Here is an 18,185-nt window from a genome sequence, read left to right as displayed (position 1 = left end):
GATTCGACTCCAGGAACTTTCACCCCACCGCGACATGTGTGCGGCAGAGACGCTGCATCCATTCAATCCCCGAACGGTATATGTGTCAAAGTCGATTTCGCATACGAACCGTATGGCGGAAACTATGTCCGAACAGGTCGTTCCTGCTGTTGACAACCGCGCCACGCGTGCTGGATATTCGAGTGGCCAGGTCGCGATGGGGCCCTTCGATCGGCCCGTTCACGCGACGCATTCCCCACCTCTCCTCGAGACAGGCGCATTCCATGCACGACGCAGTCATCTGTGAACCCGTTCGCACCCCGGTGGGCGGATTCGGCGGAGTCTTCAAGGACGTTCCCGTCACCACTCTCGCCAGCACTGTTGTGCGTGGCCTCGTCGAACGAACCGGCATTGCGTCCACCGATGTCGACGACGTCATCTTCGGTCAGGGTTACGCCAACGGAGAGGCCGCGGCCATCGGGCGAATCGCGGCACTCGACGCCGGTCTGGACGTGTCCGTTCCCGGAATACAACTCGATCGCCGTTGCGGTTCGGGATTGCAGGCGATCATCTACGCCGCGATGCAGGTACAGACCGGGATGAGTGATCTGGTCATCGCCGGCGGCGCCGAGAGCATGAGCGGAACCGAGTTCTACTCCACCGATATGCGTTGGGGCACAAAGCGCCCTTCGGTCGAGTTCCACGACCGATTGGCCAAACCGCGCACGAACTCCGGCGGAGTCAACTTCCCGGTCGAAGGCGGCATGATCGAGACCGCCGAGAACTTGCGCCGGGAGTACTCGATCACCCGCGACGAGCAGGACCGATACGCGGTGCGATCGCACGAACGGGCCGTTCATGCCCAGGACAGCGGGTATTTCGACGACGAGACCATTCCCGTTTCGGTGCGCGGGCGCCGTGGTGAGCAGACAGTCGTCACTCGCGACGAGCATCCACGCCGAGGGATTCAGCTGTCCGATCTTGCTGCACTGCGCCCCATTCGAGGTCGAGTCGACCCCGAAGCCACAGTCACCGCCGGAAACGCCTGCGGCCAGAACGACGCCGGAGCCGCGGCCATCGTCACCACTGCGGCCAACGCCGAACGCCTTGGCCTGCGACCGTTCGCGAAACTGGTCAGCTGGGGTGTGGCGGGTGTGGAGCCGAACCGAATGGGTATCGGACCGGTGCCTGCCGTGGCGAAAGCTCTCTCCCGTGTCGATCTGTCGCTCGACGACATCGACCTCATCGAAGTCAACGAGGCATTCGCCGCACAGGTTCTCGCGTGCGCCAAGGCCTGGGGATTGAGCGCGCAGGACATCGAGGAGCGCTTCAACGTCAACGGTTCCGGGATCTCGCTCGGACATCCTGTCGGTGCCACCGGTGGGCGGATCCTCGCCAATCTGCTGCGCGAACTCGACCGGCGCCAGGGACGGTACGGGATCGAGACCATGTGTATCGGTGGCGGACAAGGGATTGCAGCGGTGTTCGAGAACCTGCGACGCTAGAAGCGTTAACCGATCGATCCGTCGCGGCGAAGGTCCGCGATCTGGTCACCCGTACGCCCCAACTCGGCCAGTAGAGAATCCGTCTGCTGGCCGAGGGCCGGAACGTCACCCATGCGCATTTCGACGTCCGAGTACGTCATCGGAGGCAGCACGGCATCGATCGGTCCGTTTTCGGTGCCCACGGACCTCCACCTGGCACGCTTCTCCAACTGCGGATGTTCCAGTAGACCTGCCATGTCGTTGAGTGCAGCGGCCGGGACACCGGCGGCGGCAAGGCGTTGATCCAGATCTGCCGTCAAATACAGACGAGTCAGAGAACCCACCAATTCGTCTACCTCGCCACGATTTTCGACGCGCACGATGTTGGTGGAAAAGCGCGGATGGTCGACCAGATCCTCTCGCTCGAACACGTCCACCATCAGCGCTCGCCATCCACGATCGTTCTGGACGCCGATCAGGATCTCGCAGTCGGCCGTGGGATACGAATCGTAGGGAACGATCGCCGCATGGCCGAGCCCGACCCGCGGAATCTGCTTTCCTGCATACATTTTCATGTACATCGGATGCCCGAGCCACTCGACGGTGGAATCGAACATCGAGACCTCGACGAGCGCTCCCTTACCCGTTCGCTCTCTACGGAACAGGGCGCTCAGAATCGAAGTCAGCGCGTACATTCCAGCGGCGATGTCCGAGACCGGGATACCCGTCTTGGTGGCCGTCTCCGGTGTGCCTGTCACGGAGATCATTCCGGTCTCGGCTTGGACCAGCATGTCGTACGCCTTGCGCTCACGCCGTGGGCCGGCACTGCCGTATCCGGACATGTCGATCACGATGAGCTGTGGGAATTTCTCGCGCAGTTCCTCCGCGCCGAACCCCAGTCGCGCAGCTGCGTCAGGTGCCAGATTCTGTAGGAACACATCGGCTCGCGCGACAAGATCGAGAACGATTTGCCGGCCGGATTCCGACTTCACGTCGACAGCGATCGATTCCTTGGAACGGTTGAGCCACACGAAGTGTGACGCCTGACCATGAACCGCCCGGTCGTAGTGACGCGCAAAATCGCCCTCGCCGACGCGTTCTATCTTGATCACCCGCGCACCCATGTCCGCGAGATGCCTGGTGGCGAGCGGTGCCGCCACCGCCTGTTCGAGTGCAACCACGGTGATTCCGTCGAGCGGAAGATCCGAGTTCGGCTGTCCCATGTCAGTAGTCACCCCAGAAGTTTTACACCCAGAAGTTTTACACTCTGAATTCTTGCACTCGAACAGGACGGGTCAGATGTGGCGGCCGCCGGTGATCTCGAGAACCGTGCCCGTCATGTAGCTCGAGAGTTCGCTCGCGAGGAACAGTACAACCGAAGCAACCTCCGAGGGCTCGGCCGCACGCCCCATCGGGATCTCGGCAAGCTTCTCGTTCCAGATCCGTTCGGGCATTGCCTCGGTCATCGCCGTGCGGACAAGTCCGGGCTGAACGGCGTTGACGCGAACGTTCTTGAACGCGACCTCCTTTGCCGCGGCCTTCGTCAGACCGACGATGCCGGCCTTGGCGGCCGAGTAGTTGGTCTGCCCGAGCATGCCCACCTTGCCGGAGATCGACGAGATGTTCACGATTGCGCCCGTCTCACGCTCGCGCATGCGGGCGGCGGCAGCGCGTGTTCCGTTCCAGGCGCCCTTGAGGTGAACGGCGATCACGTCGTCGAAGTCCTGCTCGGTCATCTTCCGCATCGTGGCGTCGCGCGTCATGCCGGCGTTGTTGACCATGACATCGACTGGGCCGAAAGCACTTTCGGCCAGATCGAGCATAGCCTCGACCTGTCCGGAATCACGCACGTCGCAGGAAGCGAAACGGGCGACCGACTCTCCACCGAGTTCGGCGACCGCAGCCGTTCCGACGGTTTCGTTGATGTCGCCGAGAACGACGGTCGCGCCTTCCTTGATGAAGGTGCGCGCAATTTCGAGCCCGATGCCCTGCGCTCCGCCGGTCACTACCGCAACCTTGCCGTCCAACAATCCCATGTCCACTCCGTTCGTGAGGTTAAAGCTCGTCAGGTAAAGGTGTCAGCGCTGGTTTTGCTTTTTCGCTTGCGCCACGAGCCCACCGCCGAGAATCAGTCGCTGGATCTCGCTGGTTCCCTCGTACAGGCGCAACAGGCGAACTTCACGGTAGATGCGTTCGACCGGCACACCGCGCATGTACCCGTTGCCACCGTGGATCTGCACGGCGAGATCCGCGACCTTGCCCACCATCTCGGTGCAGAAAAGCTTTGCCGCCGAGGGGCCGAGACGTCGATCCTCACCGCTGACGTACCGCGCAGCCACCTCACGCACCATCGCACGCCCGGCCATGACACCGGCCTGCTGGTCAGCCAGCATCGCTTGAACCAGCTGGAAGTCACCGATAGCGGTGCCGCCCTGTTCCGTGACCACGGAGAACGCGACAGATTCGTCGAGCGCTCGCTGTGCTGCTCCCACCGAGAGCGCCGCGATATGGACTCGTCCGCGCGCGAGAGACGTCATCGCTGCGCGGTATCCGGTGTCCTGGTCGCCACCGACGAGGGCCGACTCGGGAACCCGGACGTTGTCGAAGGTGACCTCGGAGGTCCAGGCACCTTCCTGACCCATCTTCTTGTCCTTGGGACCAACTGTGACTCCTGGCGTGTCAGCCGGAACCAGGAAGACTGCAATTCCCGGACCATCGGAATCCGCCGGGCGAGTGCGCGCGAACACCACGAACAGCTGTGCCAGTGGAGCATTGGTGATGAACCGCTTGTTGCCGTCGATCACCCATTCGGATCCGTCCAGAACGGCCTTGGTCCGAAGGCCGGCCGGGTTTGAGCCCGCGCCGGGTTCGGTGAGAGCAAAGGAAGCCACGACGTCGCCGGAGGCGATGCGCTCGAGCCACTGAGCCTTCTGCTCGTCGGTACCGAAGCCGACCAGCACCTGCCCGGCAATTCCGTTGTTGGTACCGAACATCGAACGCAGCGCCAGGGACGTGTAGCCGAATTCCATTGCCAGTTCGACGTCTTGGGTGAGGTCGAGTCCGAGCCCACCCCATTCCTGAGGAATCGCGTAGCCGAACAGCCCGATGGCTGCGGCCTTCTTGCGTATGTCCTCAGGAATGGCGTCGGTGTCGGCAATCTCCCGCTCACGCGGAACTACTTCCTTACGGATGAACTCCCGCGCAGTCGCCAAGATATCTGCGAAGTCATCTGCATCGACCTGCATTCCCACCACTCACCTTGCTGTTTCCGAAGTCCATGCCGTCCTCCGAAGTCAATACCGTGAGGCAATCGGAGTCAAAGACCTGAAAACGAACCGAAGGTAAGGCAGAACCTATAGCAGGTGTCAGACGGTGCGCAGTTCCCGCTTGAGCAGCTTTCCGCTCTGATTTCGCGGGAGTTCGGCCACGAAACGCACGTGCTTGGGGACCTTGAACGGGGCAATTCGCTCCTTGACGTGGGCAATCAACGCCTCAGGCGTCAACTCGTCGTTGCCGTCCTTGAGCACGACAATCGCGGTGACGGCCTCGATCCACTTCTCGTCGGGCGTACCGATCACGGCAACTTCTGCCACAGCCGGGTGTGTGTAGACCGCATCTTCGACCTCGCGGGACGCCACCAGGATGCCGCCGGTGTTGATGACGTCCTTGATTCGGTCGACGACCGTGATGAACCCTTCTTCGTCCCGCACGACAAGATCGCCCGAATGGAACCAGCCGTCACGGAAGGCCTCGGCGGTGGCTTCCGGATTTTCCCAGTAGCCGTTGCACAGCTGCGGTGAGCGGTAGAGAACCTCACCGGACTCACCGTCGGCAACGTCGTTTCCGTCGGCGTCGACGACACGGGTTTCGACGAAGAACACCGCTCGCCCGCAAGAAGACGGACGATCAGCATGCTCGCCGGGCTGGAGAACTGTTGCCAGCGGACCGATTTCGGACTGGCCGAAGCAGTTGTAGAAGCCGATGTCCGGGTAACGCTCACGCAGACGATTGAGCACCGTGACCGGCATGATCGAGGCGCCGTACTGCGCCTTCTTGAGCGAGGACAGATCGCGGGTCTCGAGGTCCGAATGGTTGGCCAACGGTACCCACACGGTCGGGGCCAGGAACAGCGACCCGATCTTTTCTGCTTCGACGCGGCGCAGGATCTCCGGGATGTCCGGCGCCTGCATCAGACTGACCGTCGCACCGACGGACAGGTACGGCAGCATGAAGACGTGCATCCCTGCGGAGTGGTACATCGGCATGCAGATCAGCGGGTTGTCGTTCTTGTCGAGCCCGAGCGCGATCACCGAGGACACGTACTCGTGAACCAGTGCGCCATGAGACATCATGGCGCCCTTGGGCTTCGAGGTGGTGCCCGAGGTGTACAGCAGTTGCGCCAGATCCGTCGACGTCGCACGCGGTTCGAAAACAGGCACCTCGCCGGCCTCGCTGATCGTGACCACCGACAGTTCCGCGTCCCGCAGTGCGATCACGTGGTCGAGATCGAGGTCGGAGCGAACCGAGTCGAGCGTCGACGCCAATGCCGGATCCACCAACACCGCGCGGGCGCCTGATTGCGCCACGAGGTACCGGAGTTCCTCCCCCTTCAGTGCGTAATTGACCGGAACATGCACCAAACCTGCTCGCGCACAGGCAAGGAATCCGATTGCATAGGCGTCGGAGTTGGTTCCGTATGCCGCGACGCGGTCGCCGTGATCGAGGCCCAGACCGAGCAAGTGGGCCGCGACCCGCGTCACCGCGTCGTCGAGTTCGCGGTAGGTGCGAGTGCGATCTTCGAAGACGACGGCTACGCGGTCGGGGTACTTGGCTGCCGAGCGCCGAAGCACTCCGTCGACGGTGTTGGTGCGTGGATCCAGGCTCATTCGCTCAGGTTATAGGACGTCCAACTAAACCGGAAGAGCGATCGTTACTTATTGCGCCATTCAGGCTTTCGCTTGTCCACAAAAGCTTGCATACCTTCTTGAGCGTCGCAGGTCACGGCATTGGTTGCCATCGTTTCCGCCATCGCCTCGTACGCCTGGGCTTGCGGCAGATCGATCTGGTGATAAAACGCTTGCTTACCGATCTTCACCGTCAGGGGGCTGGCCGTCGTGATCTTGCCGGCCAGTTCGCGCACCTCTCGGTCCAGGTCTTCGGGCGCGACGACGAAGTTCACCAGACCCCAGTCCGCAGCGGTGTCGGCGTCGATCGTCTGCCCGGTGAGCAACATCTGCATCGAGCGCTTGCGCCCTACTGCCCTGCTCAGGGCCACCATGGGCGTCGAGCAGAACAGTCCGATCTTGACGCCGGGAGTACCGAAGACAGCGTTCGACGCAGCAACAACCAGATCACACGACGCGGCCAGTTGGCAGCCCGCCGCGATAGCCGGGCCCTGTACTGCGGCAATCACCGGCTGCGGAATCCGCTGTACGGTCTCCATCATCTCGGTACAGCCGTCGAAGATCGCCCGCTCGCCTTCGAGGGTTCTCCCGATCATCTCCGTCAGATCGTGGCCGGCGGAGAACACCGGGCCTTCGGCGCGCACGATCACGACCCGCACGCGCTCGTCTGCAGACAATTCGAGAAGGGCAGCCGTCACCTCGCGCATGGTCTCCGCCGAGAGCGGATTGCGCCGCGCCGGCCGATCGAGCGTCAGGAATCCGAGTCCCACCGACTCCTCGACGGAAATCTTCACTGCAGTGTCTTCTACCTGTGTCTGCGACATGTGTTCTCTCTACCAATCGAATCCGTCCCGGTCAACGAGACGAAAGGGGCATCTGTTCGCGCCGCGTCGATACGGTCCGGTCAATACTTCGCCACTACGAGGAGTGCCCATGAGCACCGATGCCGCCGTCACCACCGATCTCGAAGAGATTCTGCGGGCCCAGCAGGAAGCAACTCGCGCCGCTGGTCTTCCGTCCGCGCAGACACGACGCGAGCGCATCCAACGCGTCGTCGATCTCCTGGTGGCAAACCACAAGGATCTGACCGAAGCGATCAACGAAGACTTCGGCGGCCGAATCCCGGCCTACTCGGTGATGAATGATGTTCTGGGATCCATGGTTTCACTCAAGCACGTTCGTGATTCGCTCGAAGAGTGGATGATTCGCTCACCGAGAGCCACCGGAGCGATGCAGGATCAGCTGGGTGCCACGGCGTACGTGTCGTACCAGCCGAAGGGTTCGATCGGCATCATCGGAACCTGGAATGCTCCCCTTTTCACTCTCCTGAGCCCGCTCGCCTGCGCCCTCGGAGCGGGAAATCGCGCCGTTCTCAAACCGTCGGAGATCGTGCCGAACACTGCGGCCGTCCTGGCCGAGGCGGCGCGTCGAACGCTCGACCCCGTGGAGGTCGCGGTGGTGACAGGTGGACCGGAGGTCGCTGATCTGCTGACGTCTCTGCCTTTCGACCACCTCGTCTTCACCGGCAGCACGACCGTCGGAAAGCTGGTCATGGCCAATGCTGCGAAGAACCTGGTGCCGGTCACCCTCGAACTCGGCGGCAAGTCACCGAGCGTCTTGAGCCGCAGTGCCGATATCGACTCTGCTGCTTCACGTTTGGCCATCGCGAAGTCGACCAATGCCGGCCAACTCTGCGTCTCTCCCGACCTGATCTACGTCCCGCGCGAGAACACAGAAGCGTTCATCGACGCATTCACCGATCACTTCACCGGACTGTTCCCCACGATCGCCGACAACAAAGACATGGTCTCGATAGTCAGCGATCGTCACCTCGCACGCATCGAGGGGTACATCGCGGACGCGGAAGAGCGTGGGGCACGAATCATCACCGTTCCCGACGAAGAACTCTCCGCAGACACTCGTCGCCGCCCACTGCGAATCGTGGTCGACCCTCCGACCGACGCGCAGATCATGAAGGAGGAGATCTTCGGACCGGCCGTCGTGATCCTGCCGTACGACCAACTCGACAGCGTCGTCGCCGACATCAATTCACGGCCGAAACCGTTGGCGCTGTATTACTTCGGAACCGACCTGGACGAGAAGGAATCCGTACTCGAACGCACCGTCTCGGGCGGCGTCACCGTCAACGACGCGATGTCACACCCAGGGCTGAGCGACGCACCCTTCGGCGGCGTCGGAGCTTCGGGTATCGGGCACTACCACGGCCGCGAGGGTTTCCTCGAGTTCAGTCACGCCCGAACGGTATTCGAAGCAGCGCAGCATGACCCACGCGGCGAGTGGGGAATGCTCCCGCCGTACGGTGAGGGATTCGAGCAGATGATGTTGGCTCAGGTCACGCCCTGAGGCCTCCGGCCCCGTGCGCCTTTTTGGTAGTGCACGCTACCGGAAAGGCGCACCGGCAAGGCCGCGGCTGAGGAACTCCACCAGCTGACCGGGTTCGGTATCCACCGACTCGATCAGTTGGATCAGTTCCCTCTTGTCCTCTGCTGCAAGCGGTTCGATGCCACCGAAGGTGCGCATCGTGGAGCCGGCGGGGAGAACGCGTGCACAGACGAGCGTGCCCGGCTCGAGATTGACTGAGCCCCACTCGTCCGTGACCTTCACCAGATGCCCGTTGCGGACGTCGCTGAGGGTCACCAACTGTCCCGGCTCCGTCGAGGCGACCTTGTACACCGAGCGCGGAATCGACAACCACTGATCGGCCAGTTCGCGTTCGTCGGCAGGCAACAGTTCTCCGCGCCGCTCGACAAATGCCGCGAAAATACCCGCATCGAACAAGGCAGCGTCGACGGCCAATCCGCCTTCGACGGCCAACGTCAGTGCTTCTTCGCTGTTGAACTGCTCGGCACGGATGAGCGCAAGATCGAACACGGCGTCGAAGTACTCCGGTGTGCGCGAGAACAACTGAGCCTTGACGTAGAGCCAGTTGGCCCGATCATCGAACGTCACCTCGGACTTGCCCAGATGGCAGACCTTGAACTTCCGACCGGAACCGCACCAGCACTTGTCATTTCGGCCGAGTTCGGGGTGCTCGGCCGGGGCATAGCGCTGAAGAACCTCGTGCAGAACCTCGGACTCGCCACCCTCGATTCGGCCGAGAAGTGCCAGCGCGCGGGTCACGTCGCTGCGATCGGCCGCCAGCAGTGCCAGATCGAAGATCGCGGGAGTCCAGTCGGGATCGAGATCGTGCGCCGTTTCGTACGACGCCTCAGCGACAAGGATCTTGCCGAGACGATCCGAAGCCTTGCCTGCCAGCCAATGCGCGGCCGGCTTGACACGACGCGACCCTTTCTCGGCAAGAGCAGTTGCAACAGAATGCAATACGGAATCATGATCGTCGAGTTCGGACAACAGCTCCAACGCTGCCGCAGCCGCGGGCGGCTCGGCGATGCCGGCGAAGGTCTGCGGATCCTCCTTGATCTGCTTGCGCGCCCAGTCCGAGACATCTTCGACGGCTTCGGCTTTCGCGGCCATGACCACATCGACAAAGGCAATCACCGAGGCGGCTTCTTCCGGGTGCAGGTTCTCCCGAACCTCGAGCATGCGGGCTCGGTTCGCCAGGTGGTATGCCTCGAAATCGAATCCGTCGACCGCAACGTAATCACCGTCGCGGACGTAACCTGCCGCCTCGAGCATTTCGCCCAGCGGTGCGGTGGGCTGACGGAACAGCGACGGCTCGTCGAGCATCAATTGCCAGACAATGGCATCGAGGGTGTCAGCACCGATGTCTGCGAGGACCGTCCCCAGGCTCTCGCCGAATCCGGGTGCGGGATCCAGTACCTCGGGGATGGTGCAGAGCGTCAGCTCACGGTCAGCGACGAACAATCCGATCAAATCGCCCGCAGAACATTCGGCGAGAGTATCGGTGTCGAGGAGAAAACCCTCGTCGTGCGGGAACTCCGGATCTTCGATCCCACGATCAGCCAACAGGTCGTCGTCGATCCCGCGGTGCACGACGCTGATGCCATGAATCTCGTCGTCGTCACGATCGAGGAACACCCGCAGCATCATCAGATCAGGGTTCGCGTCGAGAACGCCGGACTTTATTTCGGCTTCGGTGAGCCGATGGGTCAGCACTCGATGCTCGAACAACGTGTCGAGTGCGGCGTACCGCTCCTCACTCAAGTAGCCGAGCAGTGGGTCCTCGACGTACTCGACGAATTCGGCCATGTCGTCGGCTGTACCGTGGCCGGCATCGGCCAACAGGGTGCCCCAGTCCGCCGCTGTCTGCGGGCCGTGCTCACGCAACAACTCCATCGCGGCTTCGGCGATCAAGTCATTGGCATCCATCGGTTCGTTCACCTATCCAACTTTAACGGGGTCGACTCGATACATCGTCACCGGTCATCGGTCGAGTGATCGGCGCCTCCACGCGACTCGCGGACCAGTTCTTCGGCGTCGAGTTCCTCGGAAGCGAGAACCTCGAGTACCCTCGCAGCCTGCGATTCCGAGGACATGACGACAACGCCCACCGCAAGCGCACCAGTGGGGGCCGTCAGGAGCCTGGCACTGATCAGGTCGCCGGGCTTTCCTTCGACCGGGTGACCAACGGTGACGGTTTCCTCGGACACACGATCGAGCAGCACGACGCCGGTGTCGGAAGTTTCGATCACCTCGTACACCGACCTCCGGACCCCGAGCCACTGTGCGGCTGTCACTACTTCCGCCTCGGGAAGTAGTTCGCTGCGTCTGGCCAGGAAGTCGGCAAAGATCCCACCCTCGAACAGAGCCACGTCCAGTGCCGAGCCGTCGAAGATCGTGGCGGCGATCAGTTCGTCCTCGGAGAGATTCGCGTTTTCGAGATCGTCGAGCCCGGTCACGACGTCGACGAATTCGGAGGCAAACGCAAACAGGCACGCCTTCTTGTACAACCAGCGACCATCTGCCTTGACCGATTCATCGGCCTTTCCGAGGTGGCAAACCTTGTACTTACGGCCGGAACCGCACCAACACTTGTCGTTTCGCCCGAGCTCCGGGTGATCGGCTGGGACGAAGTCCTGCAGTACGGCGTAGAGATTCTCTTCACTTCCGCCGTCGATCCGCCCGAGTAGTGACAGCGCCCGGGTCGCGTCGCCGCGGTCCGACGCGAACTGAGCCAGCTCGAACAAGGCCGGACCCCAACCGGATTCGGCAAGGAGCGCTTTCTCGTAGTGCGCCTCCGCTTCGAGGACGCGCCCCAGCCGATCGACGGCCTTACCGGCGAGCCAATGAGCCGCCGCCCTGACCGACCGTGGCCCTCGCTCGGCCAGTTCGGACGCAAGCGCTTCGAGGATTGCGTCGGTCACCGGGTCCTGATTCCGAAATCCGAGATCGAACACGGCCACTGCAGCACCCGGATCTGCCAGTGAGACAAAGAAGTCCGGGGCGGCGCTGACGTGACGGCGAGCCCAGTCCACGATGTCGAAGTCGGCGATGACGGCATCGGTGTATCCGCGGTCCGCCAGATCGACAAATGCAACGGCAGCGACGGCCTCGTCGTGGGTCAGGTCGTAGGTACTGGCGACCAATGCTGTCCGAATCTGCAGGTCGTAGGCATCGAAGTCGAATCCCCGCCGAGCCAGTAGTTCACGCTCGTGCTCGTATCCTGCCGCCTCGAAGATCTCACCCAGCGGCGCAACAGGAACCGTGAAGAGAGACGGATCCTCGAGCAGGAGTTGCCAGCACACCGAATCCAGGGCCTCGACTCCGTCCTCCTCGAAGAGTTCGCCGAGCGCCGGAGCAAGATCGGGTTCGTCCTCGATCTCGACCAGACGAAACGCAAGTCTTCCGTCTTCGACTGCCAGGCCGATGAGATCACCGTCGGCGCACTCGCCGAGGGTTCCGGCTGGAAGAACCACAACTCGTCGACTCCGGAAGGGAGCAGCTCCACGTTCCACGGCCGCTTCTTCCGCCAGGGCCACCCGGATCGCCCCGTCCTCGCCGTCGCCGAATGCCAAGATCGGTTCCAGATCGGGGCTCGCGTCGAGGATGTCGGACGCAATCTCGAGCTCGCTTAGCCGGTGAGTGAACACGAGCCCTTCGAGGACCGTGTCGAGGGCGACGTACTTTCCGTTGGGCAGGTACCCGAGCATCGGTTCGGACAGATACTCGAGCACGTCGGCCAACTCGGTCGCAGCTCCGTACTCCTCGAGATGGGTCGCCCACTCTTCGAGACTCAGCGGGCCTTGCTCGCGCAGAACAGCCAAAGCAGCGGAGGCAATGGAACCAGCAGCGTCGGAACCAGCGGTTTCGTCGTCGAAATCAGTCACCCGCCAATGGTAGGCGACTTATTGCAGTCCACTGAGCCCCTCGCCCAGCACGGTCGCACCGAGGATTGCCAGGATGACCGTCATCATCACTGCGTTGTTCGCGGTCATCCATGACTTCGCTGATGCGAGGATCTCGTCGGCTCGCTTGCCGGAGAACACCTTGACCAGGATCGGCGACGCGATGCCGACGCTCGCGATGACCGTGAAGATCACCGCGGCAACAATCTGTTGGGCAACAACATTCGTGGCGACCGCGATAGTGGCCGCACCGGATACCGCCAGCGCTGCATTTTTGGGATTGACCGCCGCGGACAAGAACGCCAACCCGAACGCCTTCCGCGGAGTCAAGCCGTCGATGCTCTTCATCCACTTCGGAACTGTCGGATCACTTCCGTCCCTCGGACGCGCTCGCCACTGCTTGTACGCCAATCCGAACAGAACGAGCCCCAACACGATTCGTACGACGCTCGACCACACCGAAGTCTGCGACGACTCCGACTCCGCAAACGAATAGTCCGCGATCACGATCGTCACCGCAACGACTGCCGAGATTCCGAGGACCCACCCGAGTAGAAAAGATGCCGCCCCTCGATGTGCTCCAGCGGTGATCATGACGAGCACGATCACCGCCATGGGCATCGAGACGAAAAGCAGGCCGAGGGCAATCGGAAGAGACAGACCGATCGCAGCTAGCACCAAAACCTCCAGTTGAATGCAAAATCGACGATCGATTCGAGGTCGAAATCACGACGGCGGAGGCAGCATGACCTCGATGAGATGCGGGCCGGGTTCCGCCAGCGCTGCGGCAAACTGTTCGGCCAACTCCTCCGCTGTGTTCGCCCGCGACGCGGGCACTCCCAACCCCTCGGAGATCTTGACGTAGTCCATGTTCGGAGACGACAGATCCAACATCGACTGTGCGACGACGCCGCCACCTTCTGCGCCGACTCGTTGCAGTTCGCCACGCAGGATGGCGTATGCGCGATTGTTGAGCAGAATCGTCGTGACGTTCAACTGTTCTCGCGCCTGCGTCCACAACGCCGTGATGGTGTACATCGCGCTTCCGTCGGCTTCGAGATTGATCACCGGCCGCTCCGGCGCTGCCACAGCGGCGCCCGTCGCCACCGGGATGCCCTGGCCGATGGCACCTCCGGTGAGCGTGAGCACGTCGTGGCGCGGCGCTCCGGCAAGGGCAATCGGGATCGCCCAACCGGAAGTGGCCGCCTCGTCGGAGATGATGGAGTCGTCCGGCAGCAGGGCCCCGATCACGTCGGCCCAATTTCGCACGTCGAGAGGCCCGCTCGGCAGCGACGGCCGATTTGCCTCCTGCAGAACGGGTTCCACTCCGGGTGCCACGAGTTCCGCCACTGCTTCCAATGCGCCGACAACATCGTCGCTGACATTCGCCAGCGTTGTCACCGCGGCGCCGTCCGGGACCAGATCGCTCGGTTTTCCGGGATACGCAAAGAACGAGACCGGCGAAACCGCGCCGGCCAGGACCAGCTGAGTTGTTCCGCGAAGTTGTTCGGTGGCGTGCTCGGCGAAGTATCCCAAGCGCTCGAATGACGGTAGTCCCGCACCGCGTTGAAGCCTGGCCGGAAAGGTCTCGACCAGAATCTGTGCACCGGTCGCGACTGCAATTCGGGAAGCGGCGCGCAGTCCGGCTTCGGAACACGCTACGCCGCCCAGCAGTAGCGTGGCGCGCCCCTCGGCATTGAGCGCGCCTACCACCGAGTCGATCTGTGCTGCAGTTACTTCCGCCCGCCCCGGTATGTCTCGAGGACCCGCAAGAACTCCACCTTCGCTCCACGAGACGTCGGCGGGGAGGACAAGTGTGGCAATGCGTCCGGGCGGATCCATGGAGGCGGCAACGGCGTCGGCCGCATCGCTACCGACGGTCGCGGTGGAGTCGGAACGTCGACTCCATCCCTCCAGCCACTCGGTCAGCGCGTCGATATTCGATTCGAGTGGAGCGTCGAAACCGTGGTGGTAGGTCGCGTGGTCCCCGACGATGTTCACGATGGGGGTGTGGGCGCGGCGCGCGTTGTGAAGGTTCGCCAGTCCGTTCGCCATTCCGGGGCCGAGATGAAGCAGCGTCGCGGCAGGCTTTCCGGCGATACGCGCGTACCCGTCCGCGGCACCGGTGACGGCGCCCTCGAACAAGCCGAGTACCGCACGCATCTGGGGAACGGAATCGAGTGCGGCAACAAAATGCATCTCGGACGTTCCGGGATTGCCGAAGCACACCTCGACACCCGAGTCGACCAAGCTCTGGATAAGCGATTGTGCACCATTCATTTCGGTCACCTCTTCTTCATGAAAGCTGCGAAGGCTTCTTGCGCTTCGTCGGATCGCCGCCGTCTCGCGAAATGATCCGACTCCACGTCGATGGTTTCCAGCAGGGCATCGAGATGTGGGCGGCGGAGGAGCATCTTCGTCAGCGTCACCGATTCAGCCGGGGAGTCTGCAATGCGCACCGCGCGCTCCAATGCCACGTCGAGCGCGGTCTCGGCCTCCACAACGCGATTGATCAGGCCGGCTTCGGCAGCTTCCTCCGCCCCGAACATTTCTCCGAGCATCAGTAGTTCCGTTGCCCGCTTGAGCCCCGCGATCTGCGGCAACAGGTAACTCGATCCGCCCTCGGGCGAGAGCCCGAGCGGAACGAACGGCAATCGGAATCGTGTACCTCGCCCCGCGAATGCCAAGTCGCAGTGCAACAACATCGTGGTGCCGATTCCGACTGCAAACCCCTCGACCGCTGCGACAATCGGTTTGCGTGCGGTGACGAGTGCGATCAGCAGGTCTTTGGCCTCGCCGCCGTCTCTCCCGGCAGTGTCCTGGAAACTTCCGATGTCGTTGCCGCTGGTGAAGACACCACCGGCGCCCGTCAGCACCGAAACCCGCACTGCGTCATCGTCGTCAGACTCCCGGATCGCGTTCGTCAGTTCGCGGTAAGTCTTGGGGTCGAGCGCGTTGCGCCTCTCCTGGCGATCCATCGTGAGCAACCGGACTCCCGGTGCGTGCTCCTCGATCCGAACAGTCATCCGTACCTCCGTCGTGGCCGAGAGTCTCGATTCAAGCTACTCGGTCGGGAGTTCAGCGTTCATAGCCCTTGCGCATATCGTCGACGATGCGCGGCCGGTCGAGTGTTGACGGCTCCAACTCCCGCCTCGGGCGATCGCGAGGAAACACCGAGGCCGACGCCAGGGTGGGCTCGTCGAGGAACCGCAGGTTCGGCACATCAGCGGGCAGACGAAGCTCGGGCGGCGTGGAACCTCTTTGCGCGAGCACGTATCCCCAGTCACCGAAGCTCGGCACGAAAACGTGATAGGGCGAGACGCTCAGTCCGACAGCCGATACCGTCGACACCGTTCTCCAGTACGCATCCGGTGTCGAGTACGGACTGCCGGACTGGACGACCATCAGCCCGCCCGGATTCATCGCGGCAGCTGCAAGTCCGTAGAACTCCATCGAATACAAGCGGCCAAGTGCGGGGGTGTCAGGATCCGGGAGGTCGACGATGACCGCATCGAAGCCTGGATCCGGACGCTCGCGCAACCACCGAAACGCGTCGTCGAGTACGACGTCCACCCGTGGATCCTCGAGTGCTCCCGCGTTCAGATCACGAAGACGCGTGTTGGCCAACTCGATGACTGCCGGGTCGAGTTCCACCTGAACTATCTGCTCGACGCTGTTCATTCGCAGCACTTCTCGTGCAGCGAGGCCGTCACCTCCGCCCAGAATCAGCACGCGCCGCGGGTCGTTGACCAGGGCCGGATACACCAGCGACTCGGTATACCGATGCTCGTCGACACTGGAGAACTGCAGGTCTCCGTCGAGGAACAGTCGCACGTCGTTTCCCCGCTCGGTGACGACGATTTCCTGGTACACCGATCGCTCGGCGGCCACCACGGGATCGGTGTAGAGCCGCTGCCTCGACGTGGTCTCGATGTCCGAGGCCGCGATCAGCAGCCACCCGATCAAGCTCGCCGCCAACAGCATTGCGACGACGGCGATCAATCGTGCACGCAGGCTGAGCTGCCACCGAAGAAGTATCAGCGCGACAACTGCCGCAGCCACGAGATTGATCATGCCGGTGAGTGCGGCACCGCGAATCATGCCCGCCCACGGCAACAATACGAACGGCCACAGGAGGCCGCCGATCAGCGCGCCGAGATAGTCGGCTGCATTGAGGTTGGCCAATACCTTTCCGGTGCTCTGTGCGTCGTTGTCGCTGCGACCGGACTGCAACAGCGTCATCAGCAGAGGCACTTCGGCACCCACGAGGATACCGATCAGCGCGGTCGCAGCCACCAGAACTGCTGCGCTGGAACCGAAGAACGTGAAGGTCACGTACAGCGTGACGGCACTGAATCCGCCGATCAGCCCGAGCAGGATTTCGACGGTCACAAACGAGATGGCCGCATGCCCCAACAGCGGTTTGGCGGCCAGCGCTCCGATACCCAGCGCCGCAACAAATCCCGCGACGATCAACGACGTCTGGGTGATGCCGCCGCCGGTCAGACTCACGCTGAGCGTCAACAGGGCCAGCTCGTAGATCAGGCCGCACGCCGCGCACGCGGCAACAGCCGCAAGGAGAAGCACGCGTGCGCGTGAGCCGAGCATCGTCGAACGCTCGGCAACTTTCACATCGCGATCAGCGGCAACCATCAGGTGAGCGCTGCGGCGTTCACCAAACCGATGGACAGCAAGCTCACACCCACCGCCCACGCGGCGCCGCACATCTTCGGATCCTGCACCAGTGCAACCAACTTGCCGGGAAGGAATGCGTTCATCAAACGCAGCGCGATCGCTTGCAACACGATCGCGAACAGTCCGTACACCGCGGAGTCGGCGAGTCCCTGGGCAAAGCCGTCCGAACTGGTCAGGATTGCCGTCACCACGATGATCGCCAGCGCAAGATGGTTGGAAGCCAACAGAATCGCAGCGTTCGGGTTCTTGTCGACGTAAACCTGGTGGCGGAGATTTCCGGGTGTCATGAGGTCGAGGACCAGGAATCCCGTCGCCAGAACCGCTACGCCGACGACGAAGTAGGCGAGGGTGCCGAGAACGCCCCCGACGAGCAATGCCGGATCCACCGTTCCGATCTCGACGGAAGTGGATGCAAAGATGTTCGTCACGCCGTTCTCCTTCTCATTGAGCACTACCGTCATTTGGCACTACCCGAGCCGCCGCTGCCACTACTTCCACCCGCCGGGGATCCCGGGTTGAAGCCCGGTCCCAGGTACGCGTATCCGCCGCTGCGATACGTGCCGTCGATGTCCTCTACCTTGATGGTGCTGCCACCGCCCGAAGCCGAACTGACAGTGACGATGTCATCGTCGTAGCGCAGGTATTCGTTGCCGCCGTCAGCACTTCGCGCCGCTGGTTCGTCCGCGTCGACAATCCGTGAGACGGTCGTGCCCACTGGATCTTTCGACGAGTACAACACGACGTCGCCATCCTGGGACGTCTTGGAATAGTTGTCCGCGATGAAGTCTTTGGCTCCACCACCGCACGCCGACAACATAATTGCGGCTGCCACCATC

15 protein-coding genes are annotated in these 18,185 nt (G+C 62.6%); 2 read left to right on the top strand and 13 right to left on the bottom strand.

Annotated features, from left to right (window positions below; all coding sequences use genetic code 11):
* Window positions 1-263: 263 nt before the first annotated feature.
* The gene (locus AC2ETI_RS21360; RefSeq protein WP_020909227.1) at window positions 264-1,484 is read left to right on the top strand and encodes an acetyl-CoA C-acetyltransferase; all 1,221 of its coding nucleotides are present in this window, start codon (window positions 264-266) and stop codon (window positions 1,482-1,484) included.
* A gap of 5 nt (window positions 1,485-1,489) precedes the next feature.
* On the opposite strand, the gene AC2ETI_RS21355 is transcribed toward AC2ETI_RS21360, so the two are convergent.
* The 5 genes from AC2ETI_RS21355 to AC2ETI_RS21335 form a co-directional block, all read right to left on the bottom strand.
* Entirely contained in the window at window positions 1,490-2,686 is a 1,197-nt protein-coding gene (locus AC2ETI_RS21355) for a CaiB/BaiF CoA transferase family protein (protein WP_483634377.1), read from the bottom strand.
* 72 nt (window positions 2,687-2,758) lie between these two features.
* A complete protein-coding gene (gene fabG / locus AC2ETI_RS21350) occupies window positions 2,759-3,499 on the bottom strand; it encodes a 3-oxoacyl-ACP reductase FabG (RefSeq protein ID WP_029256327.1) in 741 nt (246 codons plus the stop codon).
* Between the two features lie 42 nt (window positions 3,500-3,541).
* Window positions 3,542-4,708, bottom strand: coding sequence for an acyl-CoA dehydrogenase family protein (locus AC2ETI_RS21345; protein ID WP_483634364.1), 1,167 nt, complete (start codon window positions 4,706-4,708; stop codon window positions 3,542-3,544).
* A gap of 120 nt (window positions 4,709-4,828) precedes the next feature.
* Window positions 4,829-6,349 (bottom strand): acyl-CoA synthetase, encoded by a 1,521-nt coding sequence (locus AC2ETI_RS21340; RefSeq protein WP_133727141.1) that lies wholly within the window; start codon window positions 6,347-6,349, stop codon window positions 4,829-4,831.
* 44 nt (window positions 6,350-6,393) lie between these two features.
* On the bottom strand, window positions 6,394-7,191 hold the full coding sequence (locus AC2ETI_RS21335) for an enoyl-CoA hydratase (RefSeq protein WP_283308182.1): 798 nt from the start codon (window positions 7,189-7,191) through the stop codon (window positions 6,394-6,396).
* 109 nt (window positions 7,192-7,300) lie between these two features.
* On the opposite strand from AC2ETI_RS21335, the gene AC2ETI_RS21330 reads away from it, so the two are divergent.
* On the top strand, window positions 7,301-8,731 hold the full coding sequence (locus tag AC2ETI_RS21330) for a coniferyl aldehyde dehydrogenase (RefSeq protein WP_483634363.1): 1,431 nt from the start codon (window positions 7,301-7,303) through the stop codon (window positions 8,729-8,731).
* Window positions 8,732-8,767: 36 nt separating this feature from the next.
* Here AC2ETI_RS21330 and AC2ETI_RS21325 read toward each other — a convergent pair whose 3' ends face one another.
* The 8 genes from AC2ETI_RS21325 to AC2ETI_RS21290 are packed head-to-tail and all read right to left on the bottom strand — an operon-like array spanning window position 8,768 to window position 18,184.
* A complete protein-coding gene (locus AC2ETI_RS21325) occupies window positions 8,768-10,690 on the bottom strand; it encodes an SEC-C domain-containing protein (RefSeq protein ID WP_230091006.1) in 1,923 nt (640 codons plus the stop codon).
* A 35-nt stretch (window positions 10,691-10,725) separates the two neighbouring features.
* Entirely contained in the window at window positions 10,726-12,636 is a 1,911-nt protein-coding gene (locus tag AC2ETI_RS21320) for an SEC-C domain-containing protein (RefSeq protein ID WP_483634362.1), read from the bottom strand.
* Between the two features lie 18 nt (window positions 12,637-12,654).
* A complete protein-coding gene (locus tag AC2ETI_RS21315) occupies window positions 12,655-13,332 on the bottom strand; it encodes a GAP family protein (RefSeq protein ID WP_019745421.1) in 678 nt (225 codons plus the stop codon).
* Between the two features lie 48 nt (window positions 13,333-13,380).
* Complete coding sequence (locus AC2ETI_RS21310; protein ID WP_170320384.1) at window positions 13,381-14,934, bottom strand: acetolactate synthase large subunit; 1,554 nt, start codon at window positions 14,932-14,934, stop codon at window positions 13,381-13,383.
* Between the two features lie 5 nt (window positions 14,935-14,939).
* The gene (locus AC2ETI_RS21305; protein ID WP_021331919.1) at window positions 14,940-15,680 is read right to left on the bottom strand and encodes an enoyl-CoA hydratase/isomerase family protein; all 741 of its coding nucleotides are present in this window, start codon (window positions 15,678-15,680) and stop codon (window positions 14,940-14,942) included.
* A 52-nt stretch (window positions 15,681-15,732) separates the two neighbouring features.
* Window positions 15,733-17,307 (bottom strand): polyamine aminopropyltransferase, encoded by a 1,575-nt coding sequence (locus AC2ETI_RS21300; protein ID WP_020970881.1) that lies wholly within the window; start codon window positions 17,305-17,307, stop codon window positions 15,733-15,735.
* Window positions 17,307-17,810 (bottom strand): DUF350 domain-containing protein, encoded by a 504-nt coding sequence (locus tag AC2ETI_RS21295; protein WP_019745424.1) that lies wholly within the window; start codon window positions 17,808-17,810, stop codon window positions 17,307-17,309. Before AC2ETI_RS21295 ends, AC2ETI_RS21300 begins: the two co-directional genes overlap by 1 nt.
* A complete protein-coding gene (locus tag AC2ETI_RS21290; protein ID WP_044480673.1) occupies window positions 17,807-18,184 on the bottom strand; it encodes a DUF4247 domain-containing protein in 378 nt (125 codons plus the stop codon). The genes AC2ETI_RS21295 and AC2ETI_RS21290 overlap by 4 nt, the downstream gene beginning before the upstream one ends.
* Window position 18,185 lies beyond the last annotated feature (1 nt).

Source organism: Rhodococcus sp. MurmanLake-1, from assembly GCF_056945715.1.
The sequence above is the reverse complement of the archived record's forward strand: the minus strand, read 5'-3'. Positions and strand labels throughout refer to the sequence as shown.

What these genes read in the sequence shown, in the direction of transcription:
- AC2ETI_RS21360 (WP_020909227.1), top strand. Translation starts at nt 264, where the DNA reads ATGCACGACGCAGTCATCTGTGAACCCGTTCGCACCCCGGTGGGCGGA.
- AC2ETI_RS21355 (WP_483634377.1), bottom strand. Translation starts at nt 2,686, where the DNA reads ATGGGACAGCCGAACTCGGATCTTCCGCTCGACGGAATCACCGTGGTT.
- fabG (WP_029256327.1), bottom strand. Translation starts at nt 3,499, where the DNA reads ATGGGATTGTTGGACGGCAAGGTTGCGGTAGTGACCGGCGGAGCGCAG.
- AC2ETI_RS21345 (WP_483634364.1), bottom strand. Translation starts at nt 4,708, where the DNA reads ATGCAGGTCGATGCAGATGACTTCGCAGATATCTTGGCGACTGCGCGG.
- AC2ETI_RS21340 (WP_133727141.1), bottom strand. Translation starts at nt 6,349, where the DNA reads ATGAGCCTGGATCCACGCACCAACACCGTCGACGGAGTGCTTCGGCGC.
- AC2ETI_RS21335 (WP_283308182.1), bottom strand. Translation starts at nt 7,191, where the DNA reads ATGTCGCAGACACAGGTAGAAGACACTGCAGTGAAGATTTCCGTCGAG.
- AC2ETI_RS21330 (WP_483634363.1), top strand. Translation starts at nt 7,301, where the DNA reads ATGAGCACCGATGCCGCCGTCACCACCGATCTCGAAGAGATTCTGCGG.
- AC2ETI_RS21310 (WP_170320384.1), bottom strand. Translation starts at nt 14,934, where the DNA reads ATGAATGGTGCACAATCGCTTATCCAGAGCTTGGTCGACTCGGGTGTC.
- AC2ETI_RS21305 (WP_021331919.1), bottom strand. Translation starts at nt 15,680, where the DNA reads ATGACTGTTCGGATCGAGGAGCACGCACCGGGAGTCCGGTTGCTCACG.
- AC2ETI_RS21300 (WP_020970881.1), bottom strand. Translation starts at nt 17,307, where the DNA reads ATGGTTGCCGCTGATCGCGATGTGAAAGTTGCCGAGCGTTCGACGATG.
- AC2ETI_RS21295 (WP_019745424.1), bottom strand. Translation starts at nt 17,810, where the DNA reads ATGACGGTAGTGCTCAATGAGAAGGAGAACGGCGTGACGAACATCTTT.
- AC2ETI_RS21290 (WP_044480673.1), bottom strand. Translation starts at nt 18,184, where the DNA reads ATGGTGGCAGCCGCAATTATGTTGTCGGCGTGCGGTGGTGGAGCCAAA.